Genomic DNA, 13,081 nt, shown 5'->3' with positions numbered 1-13,081 from the left:
GTCTCCAGGAGCCACCGGTCCTATCTCAACGCTCTCCCGTGACGCGGACGAGCTGGGTCGGCTTGAGCGGCACGCCCAGGCCGGGCGGGCGGTACGTCGGCAGGGCCTCGCCGTACTCGTGCATCCAGGCGTGGTCCACCAGCAGCCGCATCCGCCCGCCCGGCTTGTGGCCGTCCGGCTCGGTCACGGCCGTGTGCCCGGTCAGCCTGGCCACCGCGTCGGCCACCAGCCGCGCGTCCGGCGGCGACAGGTCGCAGTGGTCGTCGGGCCCGATGAGCAGATCCACGCCGGGCGGCAGCGGGTAGATCGGCCGCGGCAGGGCCAGCACCCGCGGCGGCGGCGCCATCGGCCAGCCGTCGCGCACCGCCTCCAGCAGCACCGACCGCGACGTCCGGCGAGCGAACAGCCCCTCCGCCAGCGCCCAGCTCAGCGCGCCCACGTCCGACCGGTCCTCGCCGCAGGCGTGCAGGCACAGGTAGGGCACCAGCGGGATGCCCGCCCCGCCCGCCTGCGCCCAGCCGCCGCCGCACCCGGTGAGCACGAGCAACGCCAGCATCGCCCGGTAGGCGGTGTCGGCGTGCGGCGTCTCCAGCCGTCCCGGCACGATCACGCACCGGCCGCCGGTCTTCTCCGCCGTCACCCCCAGCTCGCGGGCGATCTTCAGCGCGCGCGACGCGGGCACGCCGGTGCAGGCCTCCTGCCAGGCCGGCGTGTACGGCTCGGCGCGGTCGTCGTACCCGTCCGGCCACACGCCCGGCAGCCCGGGGCGTGACACGCCGTACACCGCCAGCAGCAGGTCGAACACCGTCGTCAGCACCTCGTCGCCGTCACGCAGCACGGGCACGCCGCGACGCAGCACACCCGGCCCGTCGTCGAAGCGCGGCAGCAGCACCTCCACCGCCTCGCCGCCGTACACGCCGAGCCGGTCGCAGACCCGCCCCAGCGCCACCCCGCCCGGCACGTACGCGTCCTCCCTGGGTCGCAGCCGCACCAGGAACGGCAGGTCCGTGCGCCCCATGGCATGCCGGGCGAACGGCGTCCGGTCCAGGAAGAACTCCTTGAGCAGCACGTGCCCCATGGCCATGGCCAGCGCCCCGTCCGTCCCAGGCCGCACGACCAGTGTCTCGTCCGACAGCCGCGTCGGGTGGGTGCCGATCGCGACCACCTTCTGCCCCTTGTACCGGCCGGCGATCACCCACGGCGTGTCCGCCGTCCGCACGAGCCGGTTGTTCTCCCCCCACAGCAGCACGTACGCCGCCCGCGCCCAGTCCTCGGCGCCCGGACCGGCGAACCGCGGCCCCAGCACCTGCTCGGGCGCGCACGGATGCTCGGTCAGCACCGCGCCCCCGAGCCCGCCGACGAGCCCCGCCAGCGGCGAGGTGGCCAGCGCGGCCACCCGCTCGGCGCCGTGCTCGGCGGCCGTGTGCACGATCGCGGCCGCCGCCAGCTCGGCCGCCGTGCCGTCGTCGAGCGGTACCCGGCGCTCGCCTCTCGCCCTGGCGTATTGCTGAGAATTCCCTGTGAGTTTCGCCCAGGCCGCGACCGGGTCGCGCAGCCCATCCCTCACCTCGAAGTAGAGCCTGACCAGTGCCTGGTTGACCTGCGATCCCCCCATGGCAAAAGTTGAACACAGACCGTGGTGCCGTATCGCGATACGTGTCGGCATGTCGGGGATAAGAATTGGAAGCCCAGGTGGCGGCACTCAGATTGTTGCGGCAGGCTAGATCTCGCCATGGATTACGCAGTTCTCACGGGGATAGTCCTCGTCGCCGGTGTCATGCTCGCCCTCGTCGCCCAATGGCGCGATTGGCGGCCCCCGCTCGTCGTCGCCATCGTGGTGGGCGTCGCCGTGCGGGTGCTCATCATGTACACCTCGGCGATCGATTCATGGCAACCCGTCGACTTCATGGAGAGTTTCAAGCCCGCCGGCGAGGCGGTGCTGCGGGGCCAGGACCCGGTGCTGGCCAGCGAGGGCGGCTGGCACTTCCTGCCGACGATCCCCTACGTGTACGGCATCCTGCTGTGGCTCGGCATCCCGTGGGAATACGCCGGACGCCTGGTCACCGTGGTCGCCGACATCGTGCTCATCCCGCTGGTGGCCAAGCTGGCCGGCGGCCCCAAGGCGTCGCTGCGCGCCCTGCAGTACGCGCTCAGCCCGCTCGCCCTGCTCATCGCCTCGGTGCACGGCCAGGTCGAGCCGGTCGCGCTCGTGTTCGGCGTGGCCGCGTTCGTCGTCGCCCGAGGCCCCGGCTCGCCCGAGCGGGCCGGGGTGCGGACCGAGGTGGTCGCCAAGGTCCGCAGGGGCGTGGCGGCGTACGGCGTGCGCGCCTCGATCCCGCGGGTGATCGGCCGCGGCGGCATGCTGCACCGGGCCCTGCTGCCCGGCCCCGGCGACGTGGCGCACCTCAAGCGCGCCGCGCTGGCCGGGCTGCTGATGGGCCTGGCGCTGTGCGCCAAGAGCTGGCCGATCTGGCTGATCCCCGGCATGTTGCTGCTCCTGCCCAACCTGCGCTCCCGGGTCGCCGCCCTGTTCACCACCGGCCTGGTGCCGATCTTCTTCCTGGTGACGCTGCCGATCTTCGCAGGCACGTCGCTCAAGCAGATCCCCGAGGTCATCCGCATCATCCAGGACATCCGGCCGATCATCGGCGAGTGGGGCTGGACGCCGTGGATCACCGGCGGCGACTGGGCACTGATCCCATGGGCGGCCAAGCTCGGCACGTACCTCATCTACGCATGCGTCATCGGGGCGATCTTCGTCTGGCGGCGGGCCGACCCGATCGACATGACCATGGCCATCCTGCTGGTGTTCATGGTGGTGACGCCCCGGCTGGGCGCCCAATACCTGCTGTGGTTCATGCCGTTCCTGATCGCCCGGCCCACCCGGTTCGCCTGGCCGGCGATCGTCGGCGTCTCGCTGTGGGCGGCGTACGGCTATCTCTACATGACCCAGTTCGACGTCACCACGTGGTGGTATCTCCACCGCGACTGGTCGCGCGCCTCGATCGTGCTGCTGCCGATCCTGGCGCTGGCCATGCCGTGGGGCCGCCGCGTCTCGACGGCCCCGGACCTGGCCCCCGCCGTCGACACATCGGCGAAGGCCAAGGTCACCTCAGCCGCATAGCCGCTCCCACAGGGTGATCCACTGGTCGGGGTGGACGTACCCCACGACGGCGTCGCGGGGTACTCCCGCGGCCGCCAGCGCGGCGTCCACCCCCTGATAGCGGGTCCTCAGCGAGGCCCGCACCGATCCGCCGACACCGCCGAACCCCAGCTCGACCAGCTCCTGGTACGAACGGCGGCCCCGGATCAGCGGCTCGGGCCGCCGCCGGAGGAGCAGGATCGCCGAGTCGACCGACGGCACGGGGCGGAAGCTCTCCCTGCCGATCGTGTCGCCGAGCCGCCAGCTGAACCACGGCCACGACTCCACCGTGACCAGGCTCCAGCGGCCGTAGTCACCGGCGCGCTTGCGGGCGTACTCGCGCTGCGTGAGCAGCGTCGCCGAGGTCAGATCCGGCGCCCGCAGGCACCAGTCCACGATCTTCGACGTGACCGAGTACGGGATGTTGCCCACGACCGCGAACGGCTCACGCGGTGCCCGCGCGGCCGTGAAGTCGCCTCTGATCACGTCGATCCTGGGATCGTTGCGCGTACGCGCGGCCAGCTGTCCGGCCAGCCGGGGATCGATCTCGTAGCCGACGACCCGCGCGCCGGCCTCTGCCAGCGCCAGCGTGAGCGCCCCTTCCCCAGAGCCGGGCTCCAGTACGAGCCCTTCGGGAGCGGCGGCCTTGACCATCAGGTCGACGGCATGCCGGTCGACCATGAAATTCTGCGAGAGCGTACGCCGCGTCTGATCCCGGGCCGTACGCCCGGTGTTCCTGGCCTTCTTCTGGGTGTGTGAATAGTTTCCGTGTGCGAAATTCCGCGCCACAGCACTGCCCTTCCGGGTCCTCGAGAGTGAACGAATCTCGAAGGGCCCTGGGCACGCGTGCGGACGCGCGGCCTCAGGTCATCGCGTCCGCTAGCGGGCCAGAGCCCGGCTGCGGCGGATGCGAATGAAAACCTGGCAGGTGAACATGCATGACATGCCGATCACAGTAGGTCGTGCCGGGTCGCCGCGGCAAAGGGATTTTGAGCTGGCATTGAGCTGGCTCGGGTAATGCTTGGACCATGGACCGACCGGCCAGGGTTCTCGTCGTGGACGACGAGCCGAACATCCGCGCCCTGCTCTCCCAAACCCTGCGACTGGTCTCGTTCGAGGTCAGGACGGCGGCGACCGGCGCGGAGGCGGTGACGGCCGCCAGAGAGTTCACGCCCGACATCGTGGTGCTCGACGTGATGCTGGAGGACTTCGACGGGTTCGAGGTCGCCAGGAGGCTCGGCGAGCGTGTCCCCGTGCTCTTCCTGACCGCCCGCGACCAGGTCGAGGACCGCGTGCGGGGCCTCACACTGGGCGCCGACGACTACGTGGCCAAGCCGTTCAGCCTGGAGGAGGTGGTGCTGCGCATCCGCGCCATCCTGCGGCGCAGCCGCTCCCTCCCCGAGGACGACGTCCTGCGCTACGCCGACCTGGAGCTCGACCCGCAAGCCCACGAGGTACGCCGGGCCGGGGTGGCGGTCGACCTGTCGCCCACCGAGTTCAACCTCCTCGAATACCTGCTGACCAACGCGGGCCGGGTCGTGAGCAAGGCGCAGATCCTCGACAGCGTCTGGCGCTACGACTTCGACGGCGACTCCAGCATCGTCGAGTCGTACGTCTACTACCTGCGCAAGAAGATCGACAAATGGGAGCCGCAGCTCATCCACACCGTGCGCGGCGTCGGCTACACGCTGAGGACCCCGCGATGAGGACCCTGCCATGAAACCCGGCACCTGGACCTTGCGCACCCGGCTGGTCACGGCCATCCTCGGCCTCACCACGGTCGCTCTCGTGCTCTCCAACGTCTTCGGCGTCACGCTGCTTCGCGACAACATGATGGGCCGCGTGGACCAGCAACTGACGCAGATCTCCAGGGTCGCCACCGCCCGGGGTGTCCCGGCGATCACCCAGAGGCAGATCCAGGGGAACGACAACTTCGACACGCTCACCAGGCGGTTCGCCGCCATCCAGATGATGATCTACAAGCCCGACGGCACGCTGCGGTTCAGGAGCTCCGCACCCGGCGACCCCGCTCCAGTCCTTGACGAGGTCAGGACCGACGTCGCCTACACCGTTCCCGGCACCTCGGGCCCGTCGTGGCGGATCCGCGCCGCCGAGGTGGCCGACGGCAGCGTCTGGGTGTTCGCCCAGTCGCTGGCCGAGCTGGAGCAGACCCAGAACGCGGCCATCGCCATCGCCGTCGCGGTGAGCGCGCTCGTGCTGCTCCTGCTCGGCATGGCGGCCGCCGCCGTGGTACGCCTCGGCCTGCGCCCGCTCACCAGGATGGAGGCCACCGCCGGGCACATCGCCCGCGGCGACTTCTCCCGCCGCGTCCCCGGCCACGACCCGCACACCGAACCCGGCCGGCTGGCCCGCGCCATGAACGTGATGCTCGACCGGCTGGAGTCCGAGATCGCCGCCAGGACCGACTCCGAGGCCCGCATGCGGCGCTTCCTCGCCGACGCCTCCCACGAGCTGCGCACCCCGCTCACCTCCGTACGCGGCTTCGCTGAGCTCCACCGCAGGGGCGGCGGCGACGCCGACGAGGCGATGCGCAGGATCGAGGAGGAGGCCGCGAGGATGGGCGTGCTCGTCAACGACCTGCTCACGCTGGCCCAGCTCGACGAGGAACGCCCGCTTGACCGGCACCCCGTCGACCTGCTCGAAGTGGCCGCCGACACGATCAGGGACGCCCGCGTACGGGTGCCCGAGCGGCAGGTCAGGCTGGGCGGGTTCGGCGGTCCCCTCGCGCCCGTCTCGATCGTGGGCGACGAGGCCCGCCTGCGCCAGGTGGCCGCCAACCTCGTCGGCAACGCGCTCTGCCACACGCCGCCCGACGCCGTGATCACCGTCAAAGTCGGCAGGTCGGACGGCATGGCCGTGCTCGAGGTCGCGGACACCGGGCCCGGCATCTCGCCCGAGCACGTGCCACATCTGTTCGACCGCCTCTACCGGATCGGCCAGGGCAGGTCCAGGGCCGACGGCGGCGCGGGGCTGGGCCTGGCCATTGTCTCCGCCATCGTCCGCACACACGGCGGCCGCGTCGAACTCGACACCGCGCCGGACAAGGGCACCAGCTTCCGCGTGCTCCTACCTGACTCCGAGGCGGCTCCCAGCTCGTATTGAAGCGCGCTCGGCACATTCGGAGCATGAGATGGACAATCGTCGCGACGACCCTGCTCGCCGCGCTGGCCGCCGGCTGCAGCGGGCAGCAGGGCAGCACCGGAGTCGCCTCCGTATCCAGCAGCTCGTCCCCGCCCTCGGCGAGCGCAGGCGCCACGCCCACCGGCACCGCCGATCCCCAGGAACAGGGCATGAAGTTCGCCCAGTGCATGCGCGAGCAGGGCATCCCCATGGAAGACCCCGATCCCAACGGCGGCGGCGGTCTCAGGCAGCTCGGCGAGGACGTCGACAGGGACAAGGTCCAGAAGGCCATGGAGGCCTGCCGCGACTACGCGCCGGCCAGGGACCGCTCGCAGCTCAACCCCGAGCAGATCGAGCAGATGCGGCAGTTCGCCCAGTGCATGCGCGACAACGGCGTCGACATGCCCGACCCCAACCCCGACGGCACCATGGGCAGCGGCGAAGGACGCAACTTCGACCGCGACGACCCGCAGTTCCAGAAGGCGTTCGACGCGTGCCAGGACAAGTTCCCCAGAACGGGTGAGACCGAGTGACCCAGATCGAGGAGAAGACTGCGCGCGCCACACGTGCTTTGCCGCCGCGCCGCCGCAGCCCGGTGCGCGTCCTGGCCTGGACGGGCGGGGCCGCGCTGCTCGCCGCCGCCCTCGCGGCCGCCGCCGTGGGTTTCGGCGGCAACGGCGCCGGTACGGCCGTGGCCGGCCGCACGCCTCCGGCCACCGCCAAGGTCACCCGCACCACCCTCACCGAGACCAAGACCGTGGACGGCGCCCTCGGCTACGGCGACCCGATCACCATCGCGAGCAAGTCCCAGGGCACGATCACCTGGCTCCCCGGCGAGGGCTCCACCGTCACCCGAGGCCACGGCGTCTACAGCGTGGACGCCGACCGCCGCCCCCTCCTGTACGGCGACATGCCCCTCTACCGCACCCTGGAGGACGGTGTCGAGGGCAGGGACGTCGAGCTCCTCGAACGCAACCTGGACAAACTCGGCTACACCGGCTTCGACGTCGACAACGAGTTCACCTGGGCCACCAGGGAGGCCGTGGAGGACTGGCAGGAGGACCTCGGCCACGACGTCACAGGCGTGGTCCAGCCCGGCGACGTCGTGGTGGCCGACGGCCCTCTCCGTGTCGCCGAGCTGAAGAAGACCCTCGGTGACACGGCGAGCGGCCCCGTACTGACCGCCACCGGCAGCACGCGCGAGGTGCTCGTCAACCTCGACGTGGCCGATGAGCACCTGGTCAAGAAGGGCCAGCAGGCCACCGTCGAGTTGCCCGACGGCAGCACCGTGAAGGGCAAGGTCGCGAGCGTCGGCAAGGTCGCCACCGAGACCGGCAGCGGCAACGACACCGCCACCACGGTCGAGGTCACGGTGTCGGTGAGCGGGCTGAAGAAGTCGTTCGACGCCGCTCCCGTGGACGTCACGATCGTCTCCGAACAGCGCGAGAACGTCCTGGCCGTGCCCGTCGGCGCGCTGGTCGCGCTGGCCGAGGGCGGCTACGGCGTACAGGTCGTGGAAGGCTCGGCCACCCGCTACGTCCCGGTCGAGACGGGCCTGTTCGCCGACGGCAAGGTCGAGGTCGACGGCGTTCAGGAGGGCATGGCCGTGGCGGTGCCCAAGTGATCGTCGAACTGCGCGACGTGAGCAAGCTGTACGGCGACGTCGCCGCGCTGCGCGGCGTCACCATGAACATCGAGTACGGCGAGCTCGTCGCCATCGTCGGCCCGTCGGGCTCCGGCAAATCGACCATGCTCAACATGATCGGCACCCTCGACCGCCCCACCGGCGGCACCGTCCGCATCGCCGGCCACGACGTCGGCTCGTTGTCCGACAAGCAGCTGTCCGCCCTGCGCGCGAACGTCATCGGCTTCGTCTTCCAGCAGTTCCACCTGGCCGGCGGGGTGCCGGCGCTGGACAACGTGGCCGACGGCCTGCTGTACGCGGGCCCGTCGCTCCGAGAGCGGCGGCTGCGCGCGTACGACGCCCTGGAACGCGTGGGGCTCGGGCACCGGCTCGGCCATCGCCCGCACGAGCTGTCCGGCGGAGAGCGGCAGCGCGTCGCCATCGCCCGCGCCGTCGTCGGCGGACCGCGGCTGCTGCTGGCCGACGAGCCCACCGGCAACCTCGACTCCCACTCCGGGGCCGGCGTGATGGAGCTGCTGCGCGAGCTGCACGCGAGCGGCACCACCGTAGTGATCATCACCCACGACCGCGACATAGCCGTCTCCCTGCCCAGGCAGGTCGAGATGCTCGACGGCCGCATCACGGAAGGAGCACGCCTGTGACGGTGCTGACCACATCCCGCATGCGCCCCCGCGACGTGATCAGAGTCGGCGGCGCGGGCCTGCGATCCCGGCCGCTGCGGGTGTTCCTCTCCGCGCTAGGCATCGCCATCGGCATCGCCGCCATGCTCGGCGTCGTCGGCATCTCCGCCTCCAGCCAGGAAGACCTGAACCGGCAGCTCGAAGCCCTCGGCACGAACCTGCTCACCGTGTCGCCGGGCCAGAGCCTGTTCGGGGAGGCGTCCCACCTGCCCGCCGAGGCCGAGGGCATGATCGGCCAGATCGCCCCCGTCGCCTCGGTCACCGCCACCGGCACGACGCCCGCCAAGGTCTACCGCAACGACCACATCCCCAAGGCGGAGACCGGCAGCGTGTCCGTCACCGCCGCCCGCCTCGACCTGCTCAAGGACGTCGGCGCCACCGTGGCCGGCGGCTCCTGGCTGAACGAGGCCACGCACCGCTACCCGGCCACCGTGCTCGGGGCCAAGGCCGCCGACCGGCTCGGCGTCGTCCAGGCGGGCCCCGACCAGCGGGTGTGGCTGGGCGGCCAGTGGTTCACCGTCGTCGGCGTGCTCGCCCCCGCGCCGCTCGCCCCGGAACTCGACACCGCCGCGCTGGTCGGCTGGCCGGTCGCGGAGGAGCGCCTGGACTTCGACGGGTACGCGACCACCATCTACACCAGGGCACAGGAGGAGCACGTCGTCGCCGTCCGTGACGTGCTGGCGGCCACCGCCAACCCGGAGAAGCCGAACGAGGTCGAGGTCTCCAGACCGTCGGACGCGCTGGCCGCCAAGCAGGCCACCGACGCCACGCTGAACGCCCTCCTGCTCGGCCTCGGCGGCGTCGCGCTGCTGGTCGGCGGCGTGGGGGTGGCCAACACGATGGTCATCTCGGTCCTGGAGCGCCGCGCCGAGATCGGCCTGCGCCGCTCGCTGGGCGCGACCAGGGGCCAGATCCGGCTGCAGTTCCTGGCCGAGTCCCTGCTGCTGTCGGCCATCGGCGGCGTCGGCGGCGTCCTCCTCGGCATCGGCGTCACCGCGGCGTACGCGAGCCTCCAGACATGGCCGGCGATCGTGCCCGTCTGGGCCATGCTCGGCGGCGTGCTCGCCACGCTCGTCATCGGCGGCGTCGCGGGCTTCTACCCGGCGATGCGCGCCGCCAGGATGCCGCCGACGGAGGCACTCGCTACTCCGTGACGATCACTCGGATGAGATGCCCGTGCGACTTGTACACCCCCGGCGGGTCGCCGGGCATCACGCCCGTCACGCATTCGCAGCCGGGCACCCGCCGCAGCGCGGGCAGCAGATGCGCGTCCGGCTCCTCCGTCACCCACCCCTCGCCGCGCATTGCTTCCTCCAGCTGGTGCACGGCGGGCAGCATCGCCGCCGCGTCACTCACACCGGTGTACCGCTCGTCGATGTCCCATCGCCGCTGCCGCTCCATGCGTCCGATTGTTACAAGAACCCGGCATGTGCCCATGGATAGCGTCGTCGCGAGAACCCACTACGGAAGGACGGCTGACATGGACGTGCTGGATCGCGCGGAGCAATACCTGCTGCTGCACGGCCGGCTGATCGAGAGGCTGCGGTTCGCGGCGCTGTTCCGCGACGGCTCGCGGGAGCGGGTGCTGGACGTGCTGTGCTGCTATCAGAACCCCGACGGCGGCTTCGGCCACGCGCTCGAGCCCGACCTGCGGGGCGCGGGCAGCCAACCGGAGCCGGTCGAGGTGGCGTTCTGGATCCTGGACGAGTTCGACGCCTTCGACTCGCCGATGGTCCCCGCCGCCTGCGACTACCTGGCCGGCATCACGACCCCCGACGGCGGGGTCCCGTTCGTCCTGCCCTCCGTCAGGGACGACCCGCGCGCCCCCTGGTGGCAGACGGACGACGACCCGCCCGGCAACCTCATCCCCACGGCGTCGATCGCCGGCCTCCTCCACAAGCACGGCATCTCGCATCCGTGGCTGGCCACCGCCACCGACTTCTGCTGGTCGCGGATCGCGGCCGTCCAGGAGACCAGCCCGTACGAGGCCCGCGCGATCGTGACCTTCCTGAACCTGGTCCGGGACCGTTCACGGGCGGAGGCCGAGTTCGCCCGGCTGCGCGAGGCCATCCTCGCCACGGTCGCGCTGGACCCGGACACGCCGGGGGAGGCGCACTTCCCGCTGGACTTCGCGCCCGAGCCGCTGCGGCTGCCGCTGTTCGGGCAGGACGTCCTGGACACCCACCTCGACGCGCTCGTGTCCACGCAGTCCGACGAGGGCGGCTGGAGTCCGAACTTCCAGATGTGGACGCCGCTGGTGGCGCACGAATGGAGCGGCTACCTCACCGTCGCGCAGCTCAAGACGCTGCGCGCGTACGGGCGGCTGCCGGGCTGACATGGTTCTGTCGGCGGGGACGCGTACGTTGGAGGTATGTACGCGGAACGGCCTCCCGGCCCGGACCTCGCCGGCCGCATCGCCTGCGTGTGGCACCAGGTCAGCGAGACGGACAGCACCCACCTGGTGGTGCCCGACGCCTGCGTCGACCTGATCTGGGGCCCCGGCGGCCTGTTCGTGGCCGGACCCGACACCGGCCCCGCGCCCACGCCCATGGCGGCCGGTGACACGTTCGTGGGCATCCGGTTCAAGCCCGGCGCGGTGGGCGACTTCTTCGGTGTGCCGCTCTCCGAGCTGCGTGACCAGCGCGTCCCCCTGTCCGCGCTCCCCGGCCTGCCGATCGACGAGGCGTGCGCCCCGCAGCCGAAATGGCGCCTGGAGGCCATGCGGGCGGCGGTCCAGAGCCGCCTGGCCCGTTCCGACTCCATCGAGCCCGCGACGTTCGCCACGGTCGAGGCGCTCAAGGCCGGGCGCACGGTGACGGAGGTGGCCTGGGACCTCGGCCTCAGCGAGCGCCAGCTGCACCGCCGCAGCGTGACCGCCTTCGGCTACGCACCCAAGATCCTCCAGCGCATCGTCCGCTTCCAGCGTGCGCTGCGCATGGCCCGCGCCGGCGTCTCCCTCGCCGAGGTGGCGGCCGAGGGCGGCTACAGCGACCAGGCGCACCTGTCCAACGACGTCAAGCGGCTGAGCGGGGTGCCGATGGGCCGGCTGCTGTCACCTGTCCGGCGGCCTGCCTGACACGAGCGCCTGCGCCCATCTGGCGCTCGGATCGCTGTCGACGAGCAGCGCCCGGACGAGCAGGCTCAGCGGGATGGCCAGGATGGCGCCCAGCGGACCGAGCACGAGAGTCCACACGAGCAACGACATGAACGTCATCGTCGTCGAGAGCCCGACCGCGTCACCCAGGAATTTGGGCAGGATGAACGACTGGGTGACGACGTTGATGACGCTGTAGGCGATGATGACCAGCACCATGGTCCGCACCCCGCCGTCCAGCAGCCCCAGCATCGCGGGCGGCAACAACGCGATGACGAATCCGATGTTGGGGATGTAATTGGCGATGAGCGCGAGCACCCCCCAGAGCAGCGGCAACGGCACGTCGAGCAGCGACAGCGCGACCACGTCGAGAATGGCGTTCAAGAGCCCGAAAATCGTGGAGACGATGAGATAACGACGCGTCTTGTGCGCGAAAGTAGAGAGCGCCGTCACGAGATGCGGCCGGCTTCCCTCCCCAGCGGAGAGAATTCTCGCGGTGATCGGCGCGTCGAGGCACATCGCCAGCAACAACACGACGATGAGAAACAGCCCGGAGAGAACTCCGATCAAGCTCCCCAGCAGGGCTTGCGCCAATCCGAGCAACCCGCTCGGGTCGAACGCCCGCAGTGCCCGGTTGATGACGTCGCTGCTCAGCCCGTGTGCGGTGGCCAACCGCTGGGCGTCGGCCACCAGCTGCTGAAACTCGTTCGCGTACGCGGGCAGCAGCGAGGCGAGCTCGGCGACCGAGATGGTGAGGATGCCGACCATGGCCACCAGCACCAGGACGACGATGAGGAACGGCACCGCCACTTGTATCCAGGCGGGCGCCCCTTTGGCGTGCAGCCAGCCGCGCACGGGGGCGACGGCGATGACGAGGACCAGAGCCAGCACGACGGGACCGGCGATCGAGGCGACCTCCCGGATGCCGAACAGGGCGATCACCGCGCCGGCGACGCCCACCAGGATGATGACGGCTCTGGGCAGTGGTTGATCTCGCACGCCGGGTTCCTACCCGCGTCCGCGGGGGAAGGCGTCGATTTGACGGTTCCGGGAGGCGTACATAGAGTTCACCAGTCCCGCGAGTACGGCGTTGATCGCCGACCTCACTTCGGGGACGGCTCCCTGACACTTCCACTCTGAAGAGCTGGTAAGTTAGAAGAGTTGTCCCGGAAACGGGGCGTGGATTGATTCCCGCAGATCGAGCGAGTCCGGTCAATTTGACAGAAACTCGAACGGCGGCGAGAATTAAGACACAACGAAAGACGGAACGAAACGCCGGAAAACGCGTCCGTTTCTTGAGAACTCAACAGTGTGTTAAAAGCCAGTGCATGTGCATCACACATGTATGACCCCGTCATATTTGACGGTTATTGCTTGGA

13 protein-coding genes are annotated in these 13,081 nt (G+C 70.7%); 9 read left to right on the top strand and 4 right to left on the bottom strand.

Going from position 1 to position 13,081, the window contains the following annotated elements:
- Window positions 1–25: 25 nt before the first annotated feature.
- Window positions 26–1,615: a molybdopterin-dependent oxidoreductase gene (locus ACIBX3_RS00065; protein WP_397111521.1), complete on the bottom strand. Its 1,590-nt coding sequence runs from the start codon at window positions 1,613–1,615 to the stop codon at window positions 26–28.
- A gap of 117 nt (window positions 1,616–1,732) precedes the next feature.
- On the opposite strand from ACIBX3_RS00065, the gene ACIBX3_RS00060 reads away from it, so the two are divergent.
- Complete coding sequence (locus ACIBX3_RS00060; RefSeq protein WP_397111520.1) at window positions 1,733–3,124, top strand: hypothetical protein; 1,392 nt, start codon at window positions 1,733–1,735, stop codon at window positions 3,122–3,124.
- On the opposite strand, the gene erm is transcribed toward ACIBX3_RS00060, so the two are convergent.
- The gene (gene erm / locus ACIBX3_RS00055; RefSeq protein ID WP_397111519.1) at window positions 3,113–3,931 is read right to left on the bottom strand and encodes an ErmE/ErmH/ErmO/ErmR family 23S rRNA (adenine(2058)-N(6))-methyltransferase; all 819 of its coding nucleotides are present in this window, start codon (window positions 3,929–3,931) and stop codon (window positions 3,113–3,115) included. The two genes, ACIBX3_RS00060 and erm, sit on opposite strands and share 12 nt — an antisense overlap.
- A 239-nt stretch (window positions 3,932–4,170) precedes the next feature.
- Between erm and ACIBX3_RS00050 the strand changes: the two genes are divergently transcribed.
- The 6 genes from ACIBX3_RS00050 to ACIBX3_RS00025 are packed head-to-tail and all read left to right on the top strand — an operon-like array spanning window position 4,171 to window position 9,762.
- Window positions 4,171–4,848 carry a response regulator transcription factor gene (locus tag ACIBX3_RS00050; RefSeq protein WP_397111518.1) on the top strand — a complete coding sequence of 226 codons (678 nt, stop codon included), beginning with the start codon at window positions 4,171–4,173 and terminating at the stop codon, window positions 4,846–4,848.
- Between the two features lie 10 nt (window positions 4,849–4,858).
- Window positions 4,859–6,265 (top strand): sensor histidine kinase, encoded by a 1,407-nt coding sequence (locus tag ACIBX3_RS00045; RefSeq protein ID WP_397111517.1) that lies wholly within the window; start codon window positions 4,859–4,861, stop codon window positions 6,263–6,265.
- Window positions 6,266–6,288: 23 nt separating this feature from the next.
- Complete coding sequence (locus ACIBX3_RS00040; protein ID WP_397111516.1) at window positions 6,289–6,816, top strand: hypothetical protein; 528 nt, start codon at window positions 6,289–6,291, stop codon at window positions 6,814–6,816.
- Window positions 6,813–7,907 (top strand): peptidoglycan-binding protein, encoded by a 1,095-nt coding sequence (locus tag ACIBX3_RS00035; protein WP_397111515.1) that lies wholly within the window; start codon window positions 6,813–6,815, stop codon window positions 7,905–7,907. Before ACIBX3_RS00040 ends, ACIBX3_RS00035 begins: the two co-directional genes overlap by 4 nt.
- Window positions 7,907–8,569 (top strand): ABC transporter ATP-binding protein, encoded by a 663-nt coding sequence (locus ACIBX3_RS00030; RefSeq protein WP_397113341.1) that lies wholly within the window; start codon window positions 7,907–7,909, stop codon window positions 8,567–8,569. Before ACIBX3_RS00035 ends, ACIBX3_RS00030 begins: the two co-directional genes overlap by 1 nt.
- Entirely contained in the window at window positions 8,566–9,762 is a 1,197-nt protein-coding gene (locus ACIBX3_RS00025) for an ABC transporter permease (RefSeq protein WP_397111514.1), read from the top strand. Before ACIBX3_RS00030 ends, ACIBX3_RS00025 begins: the two co-directional genes overlap by 4 nt.
- On the opposite strand, the gene ACIBX3_RS00020 is transcribed toward ACIBX3_RS00025, so the two are convergent.
- On the bottom strand, window positions 9,752–10,009 hold the full coding sequence (locus tag ACIBX3_RS00020; protein WP_397111513.1) for a hypothetical protein: 258 nt from the start codon (window positions 10,007–10,009) through the stop codon (window positions 9,752–9,754). The genes ACIBX3_RS00025 and ACIBX3_RS00020 overlap by 11 nt on opposite strands.
- A 79-nt stretch (window positions 10,010–10,088) precedes the next feature.
- Between ACIBX3_RS00020 and ACIBX3_RS00015 the strand changes: the two genes are divergently transcribed.
- Window positions 10,089–10,943 carry a hypothetical protein gene (locus tag ACIBX3_RS00015; RefSeq protein WP_397111512.1) on the top strand — a complete coding sequence of 285 codons (855 nt, stop codon included), beginning with the start codon at window positions 10,089–10,091 and terminating at the stop codon, window positions 10,941–10,943.
- A 36-nt stretch (window positions 10,944–10,979) separates the two neighbouring features.
- A complete protein-coding gene (locus tag ACIBX3_RS00010; protein WP_397111511.1) occupies window positions 10,980–11,684 on the top strand; it encodes a DUF6597 domain-containing transcriptional factor in 705 nt (234 codons plus the stop codon).
- Here ACIBX3_RS00010 and ACIBX3_RS00005 read toward each other — a convergent pair.
- Entirely contained in the window at window positions 11,661–12,701 is a 1,041-nt protein-coding gene (locus ACIBX3_RS00005) for an AI-2E family transporter (RefSeq protein WP_397111510.1), read from the bottom strand. The genes ACIBX3_RS00010 and ACIBX3_RS00005 overlap by 24 nt on opposite strands.
- Window positions 12,702–13,081 lie beyond the last annotated feature (380 nt).

This window comes from Nonomuraea sp. NPDC049480 (assembly GCF_044465905.1).
Classification (GTDB): domain Bacteria; phylum Actinomycetota; class Actinomycetes; order Streptosporangiales; family Streptosporangiaceae; genus Nonomuraea.
This window is presented reverse-complemented; position numbering and strand designations above follow the sequence as displayed.

What these genes read in the sequence shown, in the direction of transcription:
- ACIBX3_RS00065 (WP_397111521.1), bottom strand. Translation starts at nt 1,615, where the DNA reads ATGGGGGGATCGCAGGTCAACCAGGCACTGGTCAGGCTCTACTTCGAG.
- ACIBX3_RS00060 (WP_397111520.1), top strand. Translation starts at nt 1,733, where the DNA reads ATGGATTACGCAGTTCTCACGGGGATAGTCCTCGTCGCCGGTGTCATG.
- ACIBX3_RS00050 (WP_397111518.1), top strand. Translation starts at nt 4,171, where the DNA reads ATGGACCGACCGGCCAGGGTTCTCGTCGTGGACGACGAGCCGAACATC.
- ACIBX3_RS00045 (WP_397111517.1), top strand. Translation starts at nt 4,859, where the DNA reads ATGAAACCCGGCACCTGGACCTTGCGCACCCGGCTGGTCACGGCCATC.
- ACIBX3_RS00040 (WP_397111516.1), top strand. Translation starts at nt 6,289, where the DNA reads ATGAGATGGACAATCGTCGCGACGACCCTGCTCGCCGCGCTGGCCGCC.
- ACIBX3_RS00020 (WP_397111513.1), bottom strand. Translation starts at nt 10,009, where the DNA reads ATGGAGCGGCAGCGGCGATGGGACATCGACGAGCGGTACACCGGTGTG.
- ACIBX3_RS00015 (WP_397111512.1), top strand. Translation starts at nt 10,089, where the DNA reads ATGGACGTGCTGGATCGCGCGGAGCAATACCTGCTGCTGCACGGCCGG.
- ACIBX3_RS00010 (WP_397111511.1), top strand. Translation starts at nt 10,980, where the DNA reads ATGTACGCGGAACGGCCTCCCGGCCCGGACCTCGCCGGCCGCATCGCC.